The 21,239-nt window shown below is 65.3% G+C and carries 16 protein-coding genes; 9 read left to right on the top strand and 7 right to left on the bottom strand.

Annotation, left to right across the window (positions count from 1 at the left end; translation table 11 throughout):
- Positions 1–107 precede the first annotated feature (107 nt).
- Together HAP40_RS27965 and HAP40_RS27970 are read left to right on the top strand one after the other, a co-directional pair.
- Positions 108–812 carry a hypothetical protein gene (locus HAP40_RS27965; RefSeq protein ID WP_166814719.1) on the top strand — a complete coding sequence of 235 codons (705 nt, stop codon included), beginning with the start codon at positions 108–110 and terminating at the stop codon, positions 810–812.
- A gap of 190 nt (positions 813–1,002) precedes the next feature.
- Positions 1,003–1,956, top strand: a complete 954-nt coding sequence (locus HAP40_RS27970; protein ID WP_166814718.1) for an alpha/beta fold hydrolase — start codon at positions 1,003–1,005, stop codon at positions 1,954–1,956.
- Between the two features lie 12 nt (positions 1,957–1,968).
- Here the strand turns inward: HAP40_RS27970 and HAP40_RS27975 are convergent, their stop codons facing one another.
- Positions 1,969–4,833, bottom strand: coding sequence for an ATP-binding protein (locus tag HAP40_RS27975; protein ID WP_166814717.1), 2,865 nt, complete (start codon positions 4,831–4,833; stop codon positions 1,969–1,971).
- 341 nt (positions 4,834–5,174) lie between these two features.
- On the opposite strand from HAP40_RS27975, the gene HAP40_RS27980 reads away from it, so the two are divergent.
- Positions 5,175–6,158 (top strand): helix-turn-helix domain-containing protein, encoded by a 984-nt coding sequence (locus HAP40_RS27980; RefSeq protein WP_166814716.1) that lies wholly within the window; start codon positions 5,175–5,177, stop codon positions 6,156–6,158.
- A 25-nt stretch (positions 6,159–6,183) separates the two neighbouring features.
- On the opposite strand, the gene HAP40_RS27985 is transcribed toward HAP40_RS27980, so the two are convergent.
- The gene (locus HAP40_RS27985; RefSeq protein ID WP_166814715.1) at positions 6,184–8,505 is read right to left on the bottom strand and encodes a molybdopterin guanine dinucleotide-containing S/N-oxide reductase; all 2,322 of its coding nucleotides are present in this window, start codon (positions 8,503–8,505) and stop codon (positions 6,184–6,186) included.
- 166 nt (positions 8,506–8,671) lie between these two features.
- On the opposite strand from HAP40_RS27985, the gene HAP40_RS27990 reads away from it, so the two are divergent.
- On the top strand, positions 8,672–9,022 hold the full coding sequence (locus tag HAP40_RS27990) for a RidA family protein (RefSeq protein ID WP_166814714.1): 351 nt from the start codon (positions 8,672–8,674) through the stop codon (positions 9,020–9,022).
- A gap of 188 nt (positions 9,023–9,210) precedes the next feature.
- Here the strand turns inward: HAP40_RS27990 and HAP40_RS27995 are convergent, their stop codons facing one another.
- From HAP40_RS27995 to HAP40_RS28015, 5 genes are all read right to left on the bottom strand, one after another.
- The gene (locus HAP40_RS27995) at positions 9,211–9,351 is read right to left on the bottom strand and encodes a hypothetical protein (RefSeq protein ID WP_166814713.1); all 141 of its coding nucleotides are present in this window, start codon (positions 9,349–9,351) and stop codon (positions 9,211–9,213) included.
- A gap of 57 nt (positions 9,352–9,408) precedes the next feature.
- Entirely contained in the window at positions 9,409–12,453 is a 3,045-nt protein-coding gene (locus HAP40_RS28000) for an autotransporter outer membrane beta-barrel domain-containing protein (RefSeq protein WP_166814712.1), read from the bottom strand.
- A 799-nt stretch (positions 12,454–13,252) separates the two neighbouring features.
- On the bottom strand, positions 13,253–14,431 hold the full coding sequence (gene acdA / locus HAP40_RS28005) for a 3-sulfinopropanoyl-CoA desulfinase (RefSeq protein WP_166814711.1): 1,179 nt from the start codon (positions 14,429–14,431) through the stop codon (positions 13,253–13,255).
- Positions 14,432–14,447: 16 nt separating this feature from the next.
- Positions 14,448–15,023, bottom strand: coding sequence for a peroxidase-related enzyme (locus tag HAP40_RS28010; RefSeq protein ID WP_166814710.1), 576 nt, complete (start codon positions 15,021–15,023; stop codon positions 14,448–14,450).
- 201 nt (positions 15,024–15,224) lie between these two features.
- Positions 15,225–15,725 carry an Lrp/AsnC family transcriptional regulator gene (locus tag HAP40_RS28015; RefSeq protein WP_166814709.1) on the bottom strand — a complete coding sequence of 167 codons (501 nt, stop codon included), beginning with the start codon at positions 15,723–15,725 and terminating at the stop codon, positions 15,225–15,227.
- A 155-nt stretch (positions 15,726–15,880) separates the two neighbouring features.
- Between HAP40_RS28015 and HAP40_RS28020 the strand changes: the two genes are divergently transcribed.
- The 5 genes from HAP40_RS28020 to lpdA are packed head-to-tail and all read left to right on the top strand — an operon-like array spanning position 15,881 to position 21,131.
- Complete coding sequence (locus tag HAP40_RS28020) at positions 15,881–16,171, top strand: hypothetical protein (protein ID WP_246741300.1); 291 nt, start codon at positions 15,881–15,883, stop codon at positions 16,169–16,171.
- A complete protein-coding gene (locus HAP40_RS28025) occupies positions 16,168–17,400 on the top strand; it encodes a 3-methyl-2-oxobutanoate dehydrogenase (2-methylpropanoyl-transferring) subunit alpha (RefSeq protein WP_166814707.1) in 1,233 nt (410 codons plus the stop codon). Before HAP40_RS28020 ends, HAP40_RS28025 begins: the two co-directional genes overlap by 4 nt.
- Positions 17,401–17,403: 3 nt before the next feature.
- Positions 17,404–18,420 (top strand): alpha-ketoacid dehydrogenase subunit beta, encoded by a 1,017-nt coding sequence (locus HAP40_RS28030; RefSeq protein WP_166814706.1) that lies wholly within the window; start codon positions 17,404–17,406, stop codon positions 18,418–18,420.
- Positions 18,420–19,712 (top strand): dihydrolipoamide acetyltransferase family protein, encoded by a 1,293-nt coding sequence (locus tag HAP40_RS28035; protein WP_166814705.1) that lies wholly within the window; start codon positions 18,420–18,422, stop codon positions 19,710–19,712. Before HAP40_RS28030 ends, HAP40_RS28035 begins: the two co-directional genes overlap by 1 nt.
- A gap of 21 nt (positions 19,713–19,733) precedes the next feature.
- The gene (gene lpdA, locus HAP40_RS28040; RefSeq protein WP_166814704.1) at positions 19,734–21,131 is read left to right on the top strand and encodes a dihydrolipoyl dehydrogenase; all 1,398 of its coding nucleotides are present in this window, start codon (positions 19,734–19,736) and stop codon (positions 21,129–21,131) included.
- Positions 21,132–21,239 lie beyond the last annotated feature (108 nt).

A 21,239-nucleotide genomic window follows, 5' to 3' on the forward strand; every position in this document is an offset into this window, starting at 1 on the left:
ACGGGATACCGTCATCGTGAATGCTTGCAAGTCCTAACAACTTCTAACACGCCAAGCCGCATAGACCCCGCCATGGTGGTGGCACTTCACGGTGGATATGGCGGGACATGGCGCTTCTTGACGATGTAATCGATGCCAGCGGCGGTATGGCCCGCTGGAACAGCTTGAACCGGTTCACGCTCCACCTCTCCGTCGGCGGAACGTTGCTCTCGAACGCCGGCCACGCCCGGGAATTCAAGGACGTGACCGCGGAGGGCTTCACCCGGGCGCAATCGGTCCGCTTCACCGGCATCACGGGGGGCGAGCATTCCGGATCGTTCCAGCCGGACGCGATCACCATCGAGAGCCTGAATGGCGAGGTCCTGCGGACCCGGGACAATCCGAGCTTTGCGTCTCCAGAGGCCGGTCCTGCGCTCGCGGACGAACTGCATCTCGTCTTCTTCTGCGGCGTCGCGATCTGGAATTATCTGACGACGCCGTTCCTGCTCGCCGATCCCGACGTCGTGGTGGAGGAACTGACGCCGTGGCGCGAGAACACCGAGACCTGGCGGCGGCTGCGGGCGCAATTCCCCCCGCGTCTGGTCACGCTCGCTCCCGAGCAGATCTTCTATTTCGACGAGACCGCGCTGCAACGGCGCACGGATCACGATCTCTTCGGGATGAAGATCGCGCACTCCTCCTGGGCCCATGACAGCTTCGGCGGCATCGTGGTGCCGACGCTCCGACGGGCGCAGACGCTGCGGCCCGACGGAACCGTGATCGCCAAGCCCGTGCTGTTGGATGTCGAGATCTTCGACGCCGTCTTCGAATAGCGCGCGCGGGCAAGATCACCGCTCTCGAGGTCTAACAATACATAACGTGCGGGCGGCCGCGCTCGCATGCAGACTGGTTTCGCGAGCACCACGATGTGATCAAGCCCACGCGAGGCGTCGATCTCTCGACGTTGCCGCATTCGGATGTCCGACACATCTGCACGCTACATGCCGCGATTGGAGCCATGAGATGAAAATTCCAGCCACTCTCGCCCTGTCAGCTGCCCTTGCCTGCACGACGCAGGTCTCAGCCGAGGATTTGCGATCGAGCCGGCACTCGATCAGCTACCACACCGTCGATGTCCAGGGGCTCAAGGTGTTCTATCGCGAGGCAGGCCGCGCCGACGCCCCGACCGTCTTGCTGCTGCACGGCTTTCCCTCCTCGTCGCGAATGTGGGAGCCGTTGCTGCCGCTGCTGGCCGACAAATATCATTTGATCGCGCCAGACTATCCCGGCTTCGGCCCGAGCAGCGCGCCGCCGCCATCCGGCTTCAATTATACGTTCGACAACATCGCCGCCGTGATCGGCGAGCTGACGATCAAGCTCGGCCTCACCGACTACGTCCTCTTCATGCAGGACTATGGCGGCCCGGTCGGTTTTCGCATGGCGCTCGCCCATCCCGAGCGGGTCCGAGCGATCATTATCCAGAACGCAGTTGCCCATGAGCAGGGCCTGAGCCCGCTCTGGGAAGCACGCCGGAAATACTGGGCCGATCCGGCACGCGAGCTCGAGGCACTCAAGGCCAACTTCACCTCGCTGGAAGCGACGCGCCAGCGGCACCTCGGCTCCAGCCCGCACCCTGAACGCTACGACCCCGATGCCTGGACCGACGAATACGCGTTCCTGACGCGGCCCGGTCAGGCCGAGATCCAGACCACGCTGTTCCTGGATTACCGGACCAACGTCGCCTCCTATCCCAAATGGCAGGACTGGCTGCGCAAGACGCGGCCGCCGACGCTGGTGGTCTGGGGCAAATACGATCCGTCCTTCACCGTCGCCGGCGCCAAGGCCTATCACGACGATGTTCCGGATGCCGAGGTTCACATGCTGGAAGCCGGCCACTTCGCGCTGGATGAGGCCACCGACGAGATCGCCTCGCTCGTGCGCGACTTCCTCGCGCGACTGGACGGACGCAAAGGCTGAGAACGCGCGTGATCAGGCCGGCGGCATCAACATCAGCCGCGCGGCCCTGAGATCGGCGGTCTCGAATCCCTCGGAGAACCGGGCGTGGGTATTGGCGAGCTGCTGGAGCGGATCATGCGCGCCTCGCCGAGACCGAAGCTTCACCAGCGACATCTCGCTTCGCAGCCGCCAGGACAATGCGCCCTGTTGTTCGGCGAGCGTAGCCGAGGCGACGAGACTTGCCTCGGCGGCGTCGAGATCGCCGCCGCGCGCCTCGAGCTCGCCGCGCAGTCGCAGCAGCTCGGGCATGTCGAAGCCGCCGCCTTCCTGCTCGACCCGCGCGATGGTCTCCTGCAAGATCTGAGCGCCTTCCGTCGCCAAGCCCAGGGCCGCCATGCCCCGGGACAGATCCGCGGCGAACGCCGACGCGTAGAGCTCATAGCGGTCCGCATGCAGACGCGGAAGCGCGCTGCGCAGAAGCTCGATGCCGCCGCTCACCTCTCCGCGCGCGATCATGGTCTGCGCCCGGAAGCCGGTTGCAACGGCTTCGTAGGGCACGAGCCCGTGCATGCCTGCATGCGCCACCAGCCGATCGGTCATGGTCTCGACGGAAGGCCAGTCGCCAACCCAGCCGAACACAGAGGCAGACCAGCACAACGCGATGCAATGCATGACGGCGTCGCGGGGCACCGAGGCGCCGACGAGTGGCCGGACACATTCGACCGCACGATCGGGGAAGCCGCGCAGCCATAGCACGCGCGCAAGCGGGATCTGCGGTGTCCGCGAATAGGCGAAATGTCCGGGTTGCGTTCCGCGCAGCGCGGCATCGTCCCGTACCCCCTCGTCGAGATGGGCTTGGGCCTCGGTCTGGTTGCCGGCGAGGTGATAGGACACGCCGAGAAGCGCTTTGCTGCCGGCAATTCCCGCGGTATCTCCGATCAGATGCGCAACCCGCTCGGCGTGACGCGCAGTCGGCACCAGATGCCGGTAGCTGCCGGTCCGGCGGTAGAACATGTTCAGGCGCGACAACAGGCGGAATGTGTTGGCATGGTCGGAAAGCGCTTCCGCAATCTCCAGCCCGCGCCTGAGCGCCGCCTCCGCGTGCTCGCTGTTGCGCTCGGTGAACATGAAGGCGTGGCCGAGCGCCGACTGCAGCTCGAGCTCCCATGGGCCGCCACGGTTGGCATCGTCGAGCGCCAGGAGCGCGCGGCCCGACCAGATGCGCGCCTCATTCAGCAGATTGAGCTCGACGAACAGCCTCGTGCAGGTGCCGGCGAGCAGCACCCGCAACTCGGCACTATCCTCGTTGCCATAGCTCCATTCCAGCGCCGCGCGGGCATCGGCGAGGAGGTCCGACCTCTGGCCGCTGCCAGCCTGCTTCATCATGCCCGCTTCGAGCGTGCGGTGAACAAACAGCGCGTGACGGCGCGCGATGACGTCGACCTGACCGCGGTCCGCCAGCTTCTGCAAAGCATAGGCGCGCGTTGCGTCGAGCAGACGATAGCGCCGCGATGAGCCGTCCGGCCGCGCGGACACCAGCGACTTGGCCACCAGCTGGTCCAGCGCCTCGACGACGCGATCCTCCGGCATGTCCGCCTCGGCCGCCACCGCTATCGCACCCTGGAACGTGAAGTGACCTGCGAAGATCGCGAGCCGCTGAAACACGATCCGCTCGCTCTCGCCGATCAGGCCAAAACTCCAGTCGAGCGTGGCGCCGAGCGTCTGCTGCCGGGGCGGCGCCGTCCGCCGCCCGCGCCATTCGAGCTGCAGCCGGCTGTCGAGCATCGCCGCCATTTCGTGCAGGCCGTAGAGACCGACACGCGCGGCGGCGAGCTCGATCGCAAGCGCAATGCCGTCGAGCTTGCTGCAAATCCGAGTGAGGACTTTCGCATCCTCGTCCGTCACATCGCCGCGGTGGCCCGCCGCGACGGCGCGATCGACGAACAGTCGCACAGCGGGGTAAGCCAGCACGTCGTCAGCGCTGAGGCGGGCGTCCTGCGGCGGGCCCGCCAGCGGAACGAGCTCGAATATCTGCTCGCCCTCCACCAGCAGCGACTCGCGGCTGGTTGCGAGAAGGGCGATGCCGGGCGCCTCGCGATAGATGTTTTCCGCAAGTCGCGCGACCTCGTCGATGACATGCTCGCAACTGTCGAGAATGAGCAGCAGCCGCCGTCCGCGCAGAAAATTGACGATACTGCCCGACGGATCGTCGTGATGCACGACGAGGCCCAGCGTGGCGGCAACAGTGCTCGCGACCAGTGCGGCATCCTTCAGCGACCCGAACTCCAGGAAGCAGACGTTTCCTTCGAACGTATCGCACATCTCATGCGCGAGCGCGGCTGCAATGGTCGTCTTGCCGATGCCGCCCGGTCCCCGCAGCGTGACGAAGCGGTCGCGAAGCAGGCGTGCCACCAGCTCGCGGACAATGTCGTCCCGCCCGACCATGCGATCCGGGCGATGCGGCAAAGACGGTGGCACCATTGTCTTTTCGGGCGGCCGCGACACTTGCAACGGGGCCTGTGCTCGTTGGCGACGCTCCACCGGTGCGACGAAGCAGTAGCCCCGGCCCGGAATGTTGGTGATGTAGCGGACTCCGTCCTTGCCGTCGCCGAGCACCTTGCGCAGCTCGACGACGTGCACTCGCAGGCTGATCTCCTCGACGGACAACCCATGCCAGGCGAAACCGAGGATCTCGCTCTTTGGCACCACCTCGCCGGCGCGGCTGACGAGCAGGCGTAAAATGTCCGTCGCGCGGCTGCCGAGCTTGACCGGAACCCCGTCCTTTTCAAGCAGCCGCGACCGAAGCGAAAATGGCCCGAACGAGACTACATCGAGATCCAGGATCGTTCCGGTGCTGCCGCCGCTGCGGGGGGCTTGTCCTGCCGAGAGATCGCTCACGTCTCACTCATTCACGACTGCTTCATCGAAGCGCGGCGCGACTATACAAGGCACCGGTGCGAGGTCCAGCAAGGGCACCGCGTCGCTCACAGCGGAGAAACGCACCTTCCTGCGCCGTCCCAGCGTCGGCCACGCCTGTCCAAATACTTGAAATTGCGTACAAAATTGCCTTCCCGCGACGGCTGTTACACCTTCTGCGCATCACAAAAACTAACAGATCCTAATCAGCACTAACGGGCTTCCTGGCAAACTCACGCCTATCCTCCGAGCATCGAAATGATTGCGTTTGCGCGTTTGCCAGCGGTTGCAAACGGCAGCGAAGCAAGGAAGAGGACGAAGCGATGTTGACCAACTTGCACCCCTCGCATGGCTGGATTGATGTCCCGGTCGATCCGCGGGACCGCGAATCCACCCCGCCGACGCCGGCGTTCGCCCGGGAAAGCCGGTGGCGCCAGATCGATCGCACCGCGGAGGCGGCGATCGACGGCATTGCGATTCCGCGATGGGAGGACTCCCGCACTGCTTCGTCGCACGAAGCGACAACGCCGCGGGATTGCTATTTCATCGGCATCGCGCTGAAGACCACGCGCGCGAAGCTGACCCGGGACCGGCAGATCATTTTCGACGGCGTCATGCCCGCGGGAACGCTCTATGTCAGCGCGCCGTCGCGATCTGTCGGAGTGCAATTCCAGTCGCCCTGTGCTTTCCTGCACTTTCACATCCCGACGGATCATTTTCCGGGCGAGCTCACCGCGACCGAAGGACTGAACGACCTCGTCCTGTTGCGCGACCCGCTGGCTGCGGAGCTTGCCAAGGCGCTGATCGAGCGTGGTCGCGCCGCGGACCACCAGTTCATGCGCTGCCTCGGCCAGACCCTCGCGATGCATCTCGCCCGGCTGGAGCCGCCGCGCGCGAGGGTCAATGCCTTGCCGAAATGGCGGCTGCGGCGAGTTGAACAATATATCGCCGATCATTTCGACCGCTGCATCAGCCTGTCCGAGCTGGCCAATGTCGCCGGCCTGTCCAAAATGCACTTTGCGGCCCAGTTCCGCGCCGCGACCGGTTATCGGCCCCGCGAATATCTTCTCAATCACCGCACCGAGCAGGCGAAGACCCTGCTCGCGACAACCGGGCGGCCGTTGGCGGAGATCGCGCTTGCCGTCGGCTTCAGCACGCAGGCGCATTTCTCGACGGTGTTCAAGCGCGTCAGCGGCCAGTCTCCGGCGCGCTGGCGCGCAGCCCGCAAGAGTGATCGCGTTGAGGCTGAAGGGCCTTCGCGGCGGCGCCCCGCTTCGGAGATGGGCTGGACCAGCGCGGCCGCGTAGCTCATCCAGCTACAGGGCGGGTGCCCTAAGCCGGATCGAACGCCCGGATCGGCGGCAGATTGCCGGTGAACTTCTCGACCTCGACCGTCGTGAGCTGCCCCGTGCAGCCCTGGGCGAAAGATGACGTGCCGATGTCGCGGGTGAGCACGTTCGGATTGCCGTGAACGCAAAGCGGCGCGTCGTCCTCGGGGTCCATCGGGTCGTACCAGGCTCCGGTCGGAAGCTGCACGACGCCGGCTGCGACACCGTCGGTGACGTGGACGGCGGCCAAGCAGGCGCCGCGACTATTGAACAGGCGGATGATGTCGCCGTCCTTGATGCCGCGCGGATCGGCATCGTGCGGGTTCATGCGCGCAACCTCGCGGCCGCGATGCTTCGATGCGAGCGAATGTCCGCCGAAATCGAGCTGGCTGTGCAAGCGCGTCACGGGCTGGTTGGCGACCAGGAAACAGGGCGCGCCAGGCCGCGGCATATCGGTCTTGTCGAGCCAGACCGGATGGCCCGGGCAATCCGCATCGCCATGGCCCGCGATCTTCGCCGAGAAAATCTCGATGCGGCCGCTCGGCGTCGGCAACGCATGATCGACGGGATCCTCGCGGAAGCGGCGCAGCCGGCCGCCGTCGTCTGGTTGCTGCGGCACGACGAGGCTGCCGCGTCGCCAGAACTCGTCGAAGCCGGGCGCCTCCAGGCCGCGCCCGGCGAGCGAGGCGCGGGTCGGCTCATAGAGATGTTCGAGCCACTGCCGTGAGGTGCGGCCTTCCGTGAAGGGTTCGCGCGCACCGAGACGCTCGGCGAGATCGGCGAAGATATCATAGTCGTCGCGCGAAAGGCCGAACGGTTCGGCGATCCGGTGCATGGCGACCATCAGGGGATCGTTGGTGGAATAGCCGATGTCCTCGCGCTCCAGCGTCATGGTCGCGGGCAGCACGATGTCGGCGTGGCGGGCCGTCGCGGTCCAGCCGAGCTCGTGCACGACCAGCGTGTCGACCTTCGCGAACGCCTTGCGCAGGCGGTTGATGTCCTGATGGTGATGGAAGGGATTGCCGCCGGCCCAGTAGACGAGGCGGATGTCCGGATAGGTGCGCGTCTCGCCGTTGTAGCGATAGGTGCTGCCGGGACCCAGCAGCATGTCGGCGATGCGCGCCACCGGAATGAAATCGGCGACGCCGTTGCGGCCCTGGCCCAGCGTCGGCCCCGGCACGTCGTTGACGCGGCGACCGTAATAGCCGATCGCACCCAGCGAATAGGCGTAGCCGCCGCCGGGAAGGCCGATCTGGCCGAGCGCTGACGCCAGCACCAGTCCCATCCACACCGGCTGCTCGCCATGCTCGGCGCGCTGCAGCGAATGGGAGACGGTGATCAGCGCGCGCTTTCCGGCAAGGCGACGCGCCAGCGTCCGGATGGTGTTCGCGTCGACGCCCGAGATCGCGGCGGCCCATTCGGCGTGCTTCGCCTGCCCATCGCTCTCGCCGGTGAGATAGCGCAGGAAGACGGGCCAGCCTTCGGTGTAGCGATCCAGGAAGGCCTGATCGTGCAGACCCTCGCTCACCAGCGTGTGGACGATGCCGAGCATCAGCGCGGTATCCGTGCCGGGCAGGCAACTCATCCATTCGGCACCGGCCTCGACCGGCAGATCGTCGCGCAGCGGGCTGACCAGGACGAACTCGCAGCCGCGCTTTCGCGCCGCCGCCATCGCACCACGCTCGACATGCTTGCTGATCGAGCCGCCGGCCACCATCGAGTTCTTCAGCGCCATGCCGCCAAACGCCAGCACGATCTCGGTGTTTTCAGCGATCTGCTCCCAGGTGACGTTGCGCTTGGTGATGTCCTCGTATCCGCAGAGGATCTGAGGCAGCAACACCGAGGACGCGCCGGAGGAATAGGTGTTGACCGAACGCACATAGCCGCCCATCGCGACGTTGAGGAAGCGATGCACCTGGCTCTGGGCATGATGAAAGCGGCCCGCGCTCGACCAGCCATAGGAGCCGCCGAACACGGCGCCGGGGCCGTGCGTGTCGCGGATGCGCGCGAGCTCCGCGCCGAGAAGGTCGAGCGCCTTCTCCCAGCTCACGGAGACGAATTCGTCGCGGCCGCGGCGATCGTCCGGACCTGGACCGCGCTCGAGCCAGCCGCGGCGAATCGCCGGCTGGGCGATGCGCGCCTGATGGCGGAGCGCACCGGGGAAATTGTCGATGATGCCGTTCGGATCGGGATCGCCGGCATAGGCCCTGACCTCGAGTCCGGCCTTGCCATTGCGTGCCGAGAACACGCCCCAATGCGAGGTATGCGGCTTGAAGCCGTCGGACAGGTCGAGGCCGGGGTCGGGAAAGCCAATCGTATCGTCCATCGCCTGATCCTTGTTCCGGTGCGTGTGGCAGTATACCGATCCACGCCCCGATGTCATCGCGATCGGGGTTGACGCAAATGCGGGGTTCCCGTGAGACGTGGAGGCCTCGCATTGGTGCTTCGGGTGTGCGATATGCGTCTCCTCCTCAAGCAACACCGGTCGCATCATGATCAAGCGCGTCTTGCCCTACGAAGGTCTGCTCCACGAAGTGGTCGAGCATAATGGCGTGCTTTACATCGGTGGGATCGTCCCCGAGGACACAAGCCTCGACATGTCGGGCCAGGCAAACGACGTCCTGGGGCAATTGGCAAAGCTGCTGAAGACCCTCGGCTCCGACCTGGGCAACGTCCTGCAGGTGACGATCTACATGACCGACCTGAAGGAGAAGGCCGCGTTCAACGCGGCCTGGAAGGCGCACTTTGCCGAGGCTCATCTGCCGGCACGCGCCGCAATCGGCGTCGCCGACCTCGGGCCGGGCGTGAAGCTCGAGATGACCGCAATCGCGGCCCGACACTAAAGCGCGATGAGATTAGGATGAATCGTCAGCGCGCTTTAGGTTGCTGTTTGAGCATGATCTCCGCGCAAACGCGTTCCGCGTTTGTCGCGAGGGAAAACCGCTTCACACGTTTCGCTAACGCGGCCTTTCGGGTCCGGATCATGCTCTAGCGGCGCAAGCCCGCTCCGCTGTACGGCTTCGCCGCGCGGTCAGACGATCTTCTGCTGCGCGAGGCGTTCGAGCTCGCGATCCGAAAGCCCGAGCCAGCGCTGGTAGACGTCGCGGTTATCCTCGCCGATGTCGCCGCCGGATTTGCGCAGCTCGGTGCGGTCCATTGTGAACCGTGGCACGACATTGCTCATCGCCACCGAACCGAAGTCACGGGGCGTCGCACTTAGGTGTATACCTTACCAGTTCACGCGCACCCCGACCTTTCCGTCATAGGAAAAGCCGCCGCCATCGAACCGGCTCTGATACGAAGCGTTGGCGTAAACCGTCGTTATCGCCGTCACCTGGCCGCTGACGCCCAGATTGATCTCACCCCACAAGCCGCCAAGATCGGCATGAAACGGCACGAAGCCGTTATCCGACGAGAACCACGTCGTCGGGTTGCCGCGGAATTCATTCCAGAGGTTCGGGCGTATCCAGGCCGTGATCGTGCGCGCGCTGTCGTCGATCGCCCAGGTCCGGCCGAACCGCGCGCCGATCCGTGCCGCGAGCGAATCCACGTTCGAGAAGCGGATCTGCGCGCCGATGTCGCTGGAATCGTTGACATGGATATTCTGGTAGACCAGTTGCGCCTGCGGCTCGATGAAATATCCGCCGGCAAGCCTGAAGGGATATCCGCTCTCGATCGACGCCGCCGCACCTTGCGCGCCAGTCTTGAACGCAGGCAGACCGCGATCCGCCGAGCTCCGCATGTCGTAGAAGGTGCCCTGCAAGACCATGTCCACGTACCAGTCGGCCGGACCGAAATGCGTCCAATAGCCGCCGAGCGTATAGGCGGCAAAATCGCTGTCGCCGATCGCGCCGTCGAAATGGGCGACACGTCCCTTCGCCCCGCCGATCGCAAAATAGGCGCCAGCGAGATCGCGCGAGCCATCCGCGGTATCGTGCCGGTACAAGTCCATGCCGGCCTGCAGCGCGGCAAAACTGTAGGCAATGCGCGGGCCGGCCGAGCCGCCGAGCACGCCGAGACTGTCGCCCTCTTGGACGCCGTTGGTGCCGATCAGGCGGCCCCATCCAACCTTCCCGTTCTCCGGATCGGCGCGGACGCGCGAATCCTCTTCCTCGCCCACGCGCTGGTGTAAGGTATCGAGGAGATTGCGGCCATACATCAGCGCCATCGACGGCAACGCGGCGTAGAGCGACGTCTCCTCCCGATAGTCCGGGATGTCATCGCCGCCGCCGCCGCCACCACCACCTCCTCCTCCGCCTCCACCTCCTCCTCCCCCACCGCAGATGCGCAGGTTGGGATGCGCAAGGCAGTCGAGCGTCGAGCGCAGGTACCAGGCCTCGGGATTGCCGGCATCCACGCTCGAGCGAAACAGGGTGTATTCGTAAGGCCCCGCCACAACCGGCCGTGACAGGCTGAAGGCGCCGGATGCCGTGGTCGCGCCGTTGATGGCATCGACGACGAGAATGCCATTGCCGGTGGTGAGTGCGCCGGCGCCCGTAGTGTTGGCGATCTTCAGGAACGTGTTGCCGCTCGCGGTGCCGCCGTCGATTACGAGCCGGTCGGACGGCGAGCTGTCGGTCCCGAGATGGGTGTTCAGGCCGATCGTGCTGCTTTGTCCGAAATAGGTCACCGCCGTGAGTGTCTTATAGCTCGACAGCAGCGTCGGATTGCCGGTTGGCGGCGTGAACTGGATCTCGCTTTGGATGTTGGTTAGGTTCGTGACGCTCGAATTGCCGGTCATGGTCCAGAGCGTGCCGTCGCTCAGCGTGACGTTCGACGTGCTGCCGGCGTCGGTTAGCGCGACGCCCTGCAGGATCGAGCCCTCAGAAGCGAGGTTCAGCGTGGCGCCACCATTCACGGTCAACCATTGCCCGTTGTTTACGACGGCCTCCACGCCGTTGAGGTTGACACTACTGGTGCCGCCGGGCGCCGCGATCGAGGCGCCGTTCGGGCTCGTCAGGAGGGTCACGGTCAGGGTCGCATCGCCGCCGCTGACATTGAGGGCATTCGCGCCGGCGCCGTTCGCCGTCAGATTCCCGGTCATCGTCAAACTGCCACCGCCAGTCACCGCCGCGGCATGAGCCGCCGATCCCGAGGTCGTGACATCGATACCAAGGCCGTTGATCGAGGAGCCGGCCCCGGTCGCGAGCAGACCGACCGCCGATGCGCCGGTCGTCTTCACCGTAAGGTTCCGGAGCGAGATGCTGCCTGCACTGTCCGCCTGCACGCCGGTGGCGTTGTCGCCGCTGGTCGCGATCGCGGTCTCCTCGGCCGTGATCGTGCTACCGGCGCCCGTCGCCTGGACCGCGATGGCCGACGCGGCGCCGGTGCTGACGCTGCCACGCAGCAGTGTGATCGTTCCCGCTGACACGGCCTGCCCGCCTGTCCCGCTGGCGCTGTTCGGGACGGTGACGGCCACATCGGTCGCACTGATCGTGCTGCCGCTGGCCTGTAGTCCGATCTCCCCGCCATTCGTGCCCGTCGCCGCGACGCTGCCTCCGTTCAAGGTGATGGTTGCACTGTCCAGCGCCTTGGCGCCGACTTCTCCGCCCGCACCGGAGACTGTAACTGCGACATTGGTCGCCGTGATCACGCTTCCCGATGCTTGGGCAAGCAGCCCCGTCTCGCCGCCGCCATTACCTGTCACTGTCACCGCGCCCTGGCTCAGCGCCACCGTGCCGCCACCATCAGCCTTTGCGCCGACATCGTTGCCGCCGCCGCCCAACATCGAAATCGTCGTCCCGGTCGACGTGATCTGGCTGGCGGGGCCGGTGGCCCAAAGACCCGTGTTGCTGCCGCCGCCGGCCGCGTAGCTGATGGTGTCGTTGGTCAGCGTGATCCGGGCCGCGTTGGTTGCCCGCGCCACGACATTGTTTCCGGAGCCGTTGAGATTGACGGACAATCCCGTCGCCTGGATGTCCGAGCCTGTTCCATCCGCGAGCAGCGCCGTCCCGCCGCCCCCGAACGACGGATCGATTGTCGCGCCGGATTCGAAGATGACGTGACCGCCGCTCAGCGCCTCGGCCGCGATGCTCCAGTTGCCGTTGATGCTGGCTCCCGCGCCGAGCAGGATGGTGCCGTTCGTATCGGCCAGCGCGCCGATGCTGCCGCCGTTGTTGGGATTGATGGTGACATTGTTGGTGTTGATCGCGGCACTCGTAGAGGAGTGAACACCCGGCGAGCCGGTGAGCGTGGTCCCTGGCGTGATGGCGCAGGTTCCGCTGGTGAGCGTCACGGTGGAATCGGCAGCGACGGTGCACGTTTGCGCCGACACCGGATCGATCGTGGTGCCGAACCCGATCAGCAGCAAAACGAGAAGGCAAATGCTCCGCGCGCGACTGCGCCCGGACCACGAGCAGCGCGAACAATGTCTCCTCCCGCTACCCAAATCGATGGACGCAGCAATCCGATCGCACGCGCCGTTCATTGCGCTGCCCCTTTCATGCTTGTCAGTCGTCAATGCTGACAAATCGAAAGATCGGGTCGCGCCGTTCTGGCTTCGCTTAGAAATTTCTACAATTTAAGATCGCAAGTCGCTGCATCGACTATTGGCATCAAGGACGCCGCGATTGTGGCGAGAGCGAACAGGTTTGCGCTTTTTCAAAAACCTGCGTCGCAGGGGACACACGAATGTTCCGCGATATGCAGATCGTGCCATGCACGGGGCCATGTACAGGTTGCGTCGTAGTCAGGTAAACCCACAGGGGTCGACGGCGTTGTGCACGTTGCCATCGAAATACTGGCACGACGACCCTGACAGCGCCGCTCGTCCACGCGAAGCCCGGGCTCACGGAGAGCAATCCGCCCTGCCCTTGACCTCTCGCGCCCGACGCTGCTGCGTCCACCGCTCCCCGGCCCTGCGATCACCACGACAAGGACCGCCCCTCAAGGGTGTGCCGGGATGAGCGACACATACGCGAATTCCGAATTTCGGTAAATGTGAGTATATTCGCAAAAGGGGATTGATGGAGCGGCGAAACAGCATGGCGCGGCCGTGCCCGGCAACGGGCGGCGCCCCGGTCACCGGCTCCGAGCCGACTCCAGGGCCAATGAAATGTTGAGATTACCTAAGCTCAATGACGGGTCTGCGGCAGCTTCCAGCCCAGCACCTTGCTGGCGACCAGCGTGCGCAGCACCTGGGCCGTTCCGCCGCCGATGGTGAACATGCGCACGTCGCGCGCCATGCGCTCGAGCGGGAAGTCGCGCGAATAGCCGCGGGCGCCGAACATCTGAAGCGCGTCGTTGACGATCTTGATCGCTGCCTCCGACGCAAAGATCTTCGCCTGGGCCGCGAGGGTCGGATCGGGAAACGCGCTGCCGCCCGGGCCTCGCGATGCCGCGGCCGCATGCAGCATCAGGCGCGACGCGGTGAGCTGCGTCTGCATGTCGGCGAGCATCCATTGCAGGCCCTGGAATTCGCCGATCGGGCGCCCGAACTGCTCGCGCGTCTTGACCCATTCGACGGCGTGATCCAGCGCGCCCGCGGCGATCCCCATCGCCACGGTGCCCGCACCGACACGCTGGCTGTTATAGGCGTTGATGAGATCGGCAAAGCCGCGCTTGAAGCCCGACGGAGGCAGCAGCACCATGTCCGGCGTGATCTCCAGATCCTCGAACACGAGCTCGCCCTCGGGCATGCCGCACAGGCCCATCGTCGTCTCGCGCTTGCTCATGCGCAGCCCTTCGGACTCGCCGCGCACGGCGAGGAAGCCGCCGACGCCGAGTTCCTCACCGTCCTCATCGAACACCCGTGCGAAGATCAGATGCAGGCGCGACACACCGGCACCCGTGATCCAATGCTTCCTGCCGTTGAGCACGTAGCGATTGCCGCGCTTGTCGGCCCGGGTCTTCATGCCGCTCGCGTCGCTGCCCGCCTCCGGCTCGGTAATGCAGATGGCCGGCTTGTCACCCGAAAGGACGAGATCGGCAGCGCGCCTGCGCTGCGCATCGGTGCCGTAGGCCATGACGGTCGAGATCGCACCCATGTTGGCCTCGACGACGATGCGCGCCGAGACGGTGCAGGCGCGCGCCATCTCCTCGATCACCAGCACCGAGTCGAGGAAGCTCTGCCCCTGTCCGCCATATTCTTCCGGGATGGTCATGCCCATGAAGCGTTCGGCTTTCAACGCCTCGACGACATCCCAGGGATACTCGCGCGATTGATCGATCTCGGCGGCACGTTTGCGCAGCAGCCCGTTCGAGAAGGCGGCGGCCCTTTCCTTCAAGGCCAGTTGCCGGGATGAAAGCTCCATGGCGTCGCCCCTTCTGTCAGCCGCGGCCCATGGAATAGAACTCGGCATTCGGCCGCATGCTCGTCACGTTCGCGAGCCGGTTCGACATGCCGAAAAAGGCCGAGATCGCGGCGATGTCCCAGATGTCCTCCTCGGTGAATCCATGGTCCTTCAGCGCCGCGAAATCGCTTTCGGACGCCTTGTGCGCCTCGGTCGAGACGCGAACGGCGAAATCCAGCATCGCCTTCTGCCGATCGGTGATGTCGGCCTTGCGGTAGTTGATGGCGACCTGATCGGCAATCAATGGGTCCTTGGCTCGGATGCGCAGAATCGCACCATGCGCGACCACGCAGTATTGGCACTGGTTGAGGTTGCTGGTCGCAACGACGATCATCTCGCGCTCGGCCTTGGTCAGATTGCCGGGCTTGTCCATCAGCGCGTCGTGATAGGCAAAGAAGGCGCGAAACTCGTCTGGCCGGTGGGCGAGCACGAGAAAGACATTCGGAATGAAGCCGGACTTCTCCTGCACGGCCAGGATGCGACTGCGGATGTCGTCGGGCATGTCGCCGAGCTCGGGGACAGGGAAGCGGCTGACGGCGCGTGTTTCGGTCATGAATCGGGCTCCCGGGTAAGATGTGCGCGATAGTCATCGCCCACATCCGAAAAATCAATCTCCGCTTCTTCATCGCCGTCCTGCTCCATTGCAACATGCGTCAGCCGAACAAGGTCCGCGTCCTGGGACGGATGCACCGCGCCGTCGAAGCATAGGGGCCGTCAGTTCGGCGGATTGCCTGCCCTCCTGAATCAACCTCGCTCACGGCAGACTGGCCTTGGCAGGATCGATGGAGATCTGGCGCTTCAGCGTCCGCAAGCCGAATGTGGTCCGGGACTGCCGGATGCCCGGTATCCGGTACAGCGCTTGGCGCAGGAAGCGCTCGTAGTGATCAGTGTCCCGCACGACGACCTTGATCAGATAGTCGTAATCGCCGGTCACCAGATAGGCCTCCATCACCTCCGGTATTCGCGAAAGAGCGCCGCCGAAGCGCTCGAGCGCCTTGTCGTCGTGCTTGTCCAGCGTGATCTCGACGAACGCGACGTTGTTGTAGCCGAGATTGCCGTGATTGAGCACCGCGACGTACTTCTCGATCGCGCCGGTTTCCTCCAGGCGTTTCACCCTGGTCCAGCATGGCGAAGTCGAGAGCCCGACCTGTTCTGCCAGCGCGCTCGTCGTCAATCGACCGTTCTCGCTCAGCGCCGAGAGGATCCGGCGATCCAGTTGGTCGAGTTCCTCGACGGGGCTGCGCTTGGAGGCCATCGGCCGATCCTTCTGTCTATTGGCTTCTGAACGGGAAAAATTTCCGTGATTTCGGCCAATCCGCCGGAATTTTGGGAAATTTTCTCGGGCAAAGAGATTATCATTGTGCCGCGAGAGAACGTGCCATGCAACCTCGACAGCGCCGACGCGTCAGCGTGACGGCCACGACGTCCGATCCCTTTGACGGAATCGTTCGACTGGTCCTCGACACCGCGCGTTTCGGCTTCGACCTCGACCATATCGCGATGACGACCCGTCCCGACGGAGGCCGGTCAATCCGGATGGTCATCGACGTCCAGCCGTCGGCCGACTGCGCGGACATCACGGAGCGATTGTCACGTCATCCGGCCATCACGGAGCTTTGTGTCGTGGAGCTCACGCGCGAAGACCTGGGTCAAGCGGTTGTCGTCGCTCCAGGACCTGCCAACGAGCGGATTCTTCCATGAACAGCCTCATGCCACTTCGCTTTCACGTTCCGGAGCCTGCAAGCCGGCCCGGAGGCAAGCCGGATTTCTCAGGCGTCGCGATCCCGAAGGCAGGCTCGACCCGACGCCCGCCGGTCGACGTCGCGCCGGAGGAGATCCGCGATCTCGCCTACTCGATCATCCGCGTGCTCAACCACGAGGGGCAGGCGATCGGGCCGTGGGTGCCGGACCTCACCCAGGACGAGCTGATCGCCGGGCTGCGTCACATGATGACGCTACGCACGTTCGATGCGCGCATGCAGATGGCGCAGCGCCAGGGCAAGACGTCCTTCTACATGCAGCACACCGGCGAGGAGGCCGTGAGCTGCGCCTTCCGCATCGCGCTCGGTCCCGACGACATGAACTTCCCGACCTACCGCCAGGCCGGCCTTTTGATCGCGCACGACTATCCGCTCGTCGACATGATGTGTCAGATCTATTCTAATGCGAACGATCCGATGAAGGGACGCCAGCTTCCGGTGTTCTATTCATCCCGGAAGCACGGCTTCTTCTCGATCTCGGGCAATCTCGCCACCCAGTTCGTGCAGGCGGTCGGCTGGGCCATGGCCTCGGCGATCAAGGGCGACAGCCGCATCGCGGCGGCCTGGATCGGCGACGGCTCGACCGCGGAGTCCGATTTCCATGCCGCCCTCGTGTTCGCCTCGACCTACAAGGCGCCCGTCGTCCTGAACGTCGTCAACAATCAATGGGCGATCTCGACCTTCCAGGGCATCGCGCGTGGCGGCTCCGGCACTTTCGCTGCGCGCGGCCTTGGCTTCGGCATCCCCGCGCTCAGGGTCGACGGCAACGACTACCTCGCGACCTATGCCGTCGCAAAATGGGCGATCGAGCGGGCGCGGCTGAACCTCGGCCCCACCCTCATCGAATACGTCACCTACCGCGCCGGCGCGCACTCGACCTCGGATGATCCCTCCGCCTACCGCCCGAAGCACGAGTCCGAGGAGTGGCCGCTTGGCGATCCCGTCATCCGGCTCAAGCAGCATCTCATCGCGGCCGGGGCCTGGTCCGAGGAGCGCCACAAGCAGACCGAGGCCGAGATTCTCGCCACGGTCATCGCCGCGCAGAAGGAGGCCGAAAGCTTCGGCACATTGCACTCGGGCAGCAAGCCCTCGTCACGCGACATCTTCGAGGACGTCTATTCCGAGTTGCCGCCGCATCTGCGGCGCCAACGCCAGCAGATCGGAGTCTGAGCGATGCCGCGCATGACGATGATCGAGGCGATCCGCTCCGCGCTCGACGTGTCGATGTCACGCGACGACAATGTCGTCGTGTACGGGGAGGATGTCGGCTTTTTCGGCGGCGTGTTCCGCTGCACGCAGGGACTTCAGCAGAAATACGGCGTCTCGCGCTGCTTCGATGCGCCGATCAGCGAGTGCGGCATCGTCGGCACGGCGGTCGGCATGGCCGCTTACGGCTTGCGGCCGTGCGTGGAGCTTCAGTTCGCCGACTACATGTATCCGGCCTACGACCAGATCGTCTCGGAGGCCGCACGTCTGCGCTACCGCTCGTCCGGCGACTTCACCTGCCCTCTCGTCATCCGCATGCCGACCGGCGGCGGCATTTTCGGAGGGCAGACGCATAGCCAAAGTCCTGAGGCACTGTTCACCCATGTCGCCGGACTGAAGACCGTGGTGCCGTCCAACCCGCACGATGCAAAGGGCCTCCTGATCGCGGCGATCGAGGATCCGGATCCCGTGATCTTCCTGGAGCCGAAGCGGCTCTATAACGGCCCTTTCGACGGCCACCATGATCGTCCGGTCACCGCCTGGTCCAAGCATGAGCTTTCCGAGGTGCCGGAGGGGCACTACACGACGCCGCTCGGCAAGGCCGTGACGCGGCGCCAGGGCGAGGCCGTCACCATCCTCGCTTACGGCACCATGGTCCACGTCGCACTGGCCGCGGTCGAGGAGACCGGGATCGACGCCGAGGTGATCGATTTGCGCACGCTGATTCCGCTCGATCTCGAGACGATCGCCACCTCCGTCGCCCGGACCGGCCGCTGCATCGTGCTGCATGAGGCAACTTTGACGTCCGGCTTCGGCGCGGAGCTGGCCGCGCTCGTGCAGGAGCACTGCTTCTATCACCTCGAGGCGCCGGTGATGCGTGTCACCGGGTGGGACACGCCCTACCCGCATGCGCAGGAATGGGACTACTTCCCCGGTCCCGCGCGGCTTGGGCGCGCCCTGCGCGACGTGATGGAGGCATCCTGATGGCCGAGCACACCATCAAGCTTCCCGATGTCGGGGAAGGCATCGCCGAAGCGGAGCTCGTCGAACTGCACGTCAAGGAAGGCGATCTCGTTCGCGAGGACGACCTGCTTGCCACCGTGATGACCGACAAGGCATCGGTCGAAATCCCCTCTCCGCGCGAGGGCGAGGTCATCTGGATCGGCGCCCGGATTGGCGACACGGTGGCGATCGGCTCGGCGCTCGTGAAGCTCAAGGTCGCCGGTGACGATGCCCCCAATGCCGGCGACGCGACGCCGGCCGAGAAACCCGCCGCCTCGCGGGCCACGACCAAGGACCAGAAGACGGTTGTGGCCCCTGTCGCTTCCGCGCCAGCCGCCCCCCGCGCCCGGCGTCCGTTCGAGGATCAACCGGCATCATCAAGTTCCGGCCATCGCGCGCCGGGCGAGAAGCCCACGGCTTCGCCCGCGGTACGCCTCAAAGCGCGCGAGGCCGGCATCGACCTGCGCCAGGTCCGCGGCACGGGCCCTGCCGGACGCATCACGCACGAAGACATCGATGCCTTCCTGTCACACGGGCCGGTGCCGGCCCATGCGCGCGGCATGAGCCCCAGGACCGATGTGACCGATGTGAAGGTGGTGGGCTTGCGGCGGCGCATCGCCGAGAAGATGTCGCTGTCGAAGTCGCGCATCCCGCACATCACCATCGTCGAGGAGGTCAACGTTTCTCCGCTGGAGGAATTGCGCGCGACATTGAACAAGAAGCCAAGGCCCGATCGTCCCAAGCTGACGTTGCTGCCCTTCCTGATGCGCGCCATGGTCAGGGCGCTTGCCGAGCAGCCCGCGCTCAACGCCCTTTACGACGACGAACTCGGAATCATCCATCAGCATGCCGGCGTGCATATCGGCATCGCCACGCAGACGCAGGCGGGCCTCGTCGTCCCGGTCGTGAAGCATGCGGAGGCTCGCGATCTCCGGGATTGCAGCATCGAGCTCGACCGTCTCGCGCAGCGCGCCCGCGACGGCACAGCGACACGCGAGGAGTTGACCGGTTCGACCATCACCATCACCTCACTCGGCGCGCTCGGCGGCCTCGTCACCACGCCGGTGATCAACCATCCCGAAGTCGCCATCGTCGGCGTCAACAAGATCGCGGTGCGCCCGGTCTGGGACGGCACGCGCTTCGTGCCATGCAAGATGATGAATCTCTCCTCCAGCTTCGACCACCGCGTCATCGACGGGTGGGACGCCGCAATCTTCGTGCAGCGGCTCAAGGAGCTGCTGGAGAATCCGGCGACGATCTTCGTCGATCCCTAGAGCGCGGAAGCAGGAAGCAGCATGACCGAGATCACCTGTCAGCTTGTCGTGATCGGCGCCGGGCCGGGCGGCTATGTATGCGCGATCCGCGCCGGCCAGCTCGGCCTCGACACCGTCCTCGTCGAACGCGGCAAGCTGGGTGGCAGCTGTCTCAATGTCGGCTGCATTCCATCAAAGGCCATGATCCATGTCGCCGAGGAGTTCGAGAAACTGGTCCATGCCGCCAGCGGCAAGACGCCGTTCGGCCTGACGGCGGCACAGCCCGCGCTGGACTTGAAACAGGCGGTGGCCTGGAAAGACGGGATCGTTCAGCGGCTGAACAACGGCGTCGCTGCGCTGCTGCGCAAGGCCAGGGTCAAGATCGTTCAGGGCCACGCGCGCTTCCGCGACGGCAAGACGATCGTCGTCGAGACCGAGACCGGTCCGAAGACGATCAAGGCCGAGACGGTGGTGATCGCGACCGGATCGGCTCCGGTCGCACTGCCGTCGCTGCCGTTCGGCGGCAACGTCATCTCGTCGACCGGGGCGCTGTCGCTCACCAACGTGCCGAAGTCACTCGTCGTCGTCGGTGGCGGCTATATCGGGCTCGAACTGGGGACAGCGTTCGCCAAGCTCGGGAGCAAGGTCGCGGTCGTAGAGGCGCAGGACAGGATCCTGCCGCTCTACGATGCAGAGCTGACGGCCCCGGTCGCAACGCGCCTGGCCGCGCTCGGCGTCGAAGTGTTGACCGGCGCCCGTGCGCTCGGTCCGACCGCGCGAGGCGACGGCTTGCGTGTCGAGACGGCCGATGGCCAGGAGCGCAGCCTGCCGGCCGACAATATCCTGGTCACGGTTGGACGCCAACCAGTGACGGCTGACCTGGGCCTCGAGCAGCTCGTCCTCGACATGGATGACCGTTTCATCCGGATCGGCCAGCGCTGCGAGACCTCGATGCGCGGCATCTATGCGATCGGCGACGTCACGGGAGAGCCGATGCTGGCCCATCGCGCCATGGCGCAGGGCGAGATGGTGGCGGAAATTGCCGCCGGCCTGCCGCGGGCCTGGGACGAGCGCTGCGTCCCGGCAATATGCTTCACCGATCCGGAGATCGTCTCCGTCGGCCTGTCGCCGAACGAAGCGCGGCGGGGCGGGCTCAATGTCAAGGTGGGACAGTTTCCGTTTGCAGCCAGCGGCCGCGCGATGACGCGTCACGGCGAGATCGGTTTCGTCCGCGTCGTCGCCAGGGCCGACAATCAACGCGTCCTCGGGATCCAGGCCGTTGGACAGGGCGTCTCGGAACTCGCCGCCGCGTTCGGCCTCGCGATCGAAATGGGCGCGGTCTTGCAGGATATTGCCGGCACGATCCACGCGCATCCGACGCTGGGCGAGGCAATCCAGGAAGCCGCCTTCAAGGCCCTCGGGCACGCGATCCACATCTAGCGCCAAAGCGCCTTGACAGATGGCTGGGCCTCAGTGATGTTATGTTATAACATTACATTACATCAACCGAAAATGCCCAGTCCCAAGCGCCGCCGCCCTATCCCCTTG

This window comes from Bradyrhizobium sp. 1(2017) (genome assembly GCF_011602485.2).
Taxonomy (GTDB): Bacteria; Pseudomonadota; Alphaproteobacteria; order Rhizobiales; family Xanthobacteraceae; genus Bradyrhizobium.

Bases quoted from the DNA above. Each gene is read 5' to 3' on its own strand.
- HAP40_RS28035 (WP_166814705.1), top strand. From the start codon at position 18,420: ATGGCCGAGCACACCATCAAGCTTCCCGATGTCGGGGAAGGCATCGCC.
- acdA (WP_166814711.1), bottom strand. From the start codon at position 14,431: ATGGAGCTTTCATCCCGGCAACTGGCCTTGAAGGAAAGGGCCGCCGCC.
- HAP40_RS28025 (WP_166814707.1), top strand. From the start codon at position 16,168: ATGAACAGCCTCATGCCACTTCGCTTTCACGTTCCGGAGCCTGCAAGC.
- lpdA (WP_166814704.1), top strand. From the start codon at position 19,734: ATGACCGAGATCACCTGTCAGCTTGTCGTGATCGGCGCCGGGCCGGGC.
- HAP40_RS27965 (WP_166814719.1), top strand. From the start codon at position 108: ATGGCGCTTCTTGACGATGTAATCGATGCCAGCGGCGGTATGGCCCGC.
- HAP40_RS28030 (WP_166814706.1), top strand. From the start codon at position 17,404: ATGCCGCGCATGACGATGATCGAGGCGATCCGCTCCGCGCTCGACGTG.
- HAP40_RS27990 (WP_166814714.1), top strand. From the start codon at position 8,672: ATGATCAAGCGCGTCTTGCCCTACGAAGGTCTGCTCCACGAAGTGGTC.
- HAP40_RS27985 (WP_166814715.1), bottom strand. From the start codon at position 8,505: ATGGACGATACGATTGGCTTTCCCGACCCCGGCCTCGACCTGTCCGAC.
- HAP40_RS27980 (WP_166814716.1), top strand. From the start codon at position 5,175: ATGTTGACCAACTTGCACCCCTCGCATGGCTGGATTGATGTCCCGGTC.
- HAP40_RS28015 (WP_166814709.1), bottom strand. From the start codon at position 15,725: ATGGCCTCCAAGCGCAGCCCCGTCGAGGAACTCGACCAACTGGATCGC.
- HAP40_RS27970 (WP_166814718.1), top strand. From the start codon at position 1,003: ATGAAAATTCCAGCCACTCTCGCCCTGTCAGCTGCCCTTGCCTGCACG.
- HAP40_RS28010 (WP_166814710.1), bottom strand. From the start codon at position 15,023: ATGACCGAAACACGCGCCGTCAGCCGCTTCCCTGTCCCCGAGCTCGGC.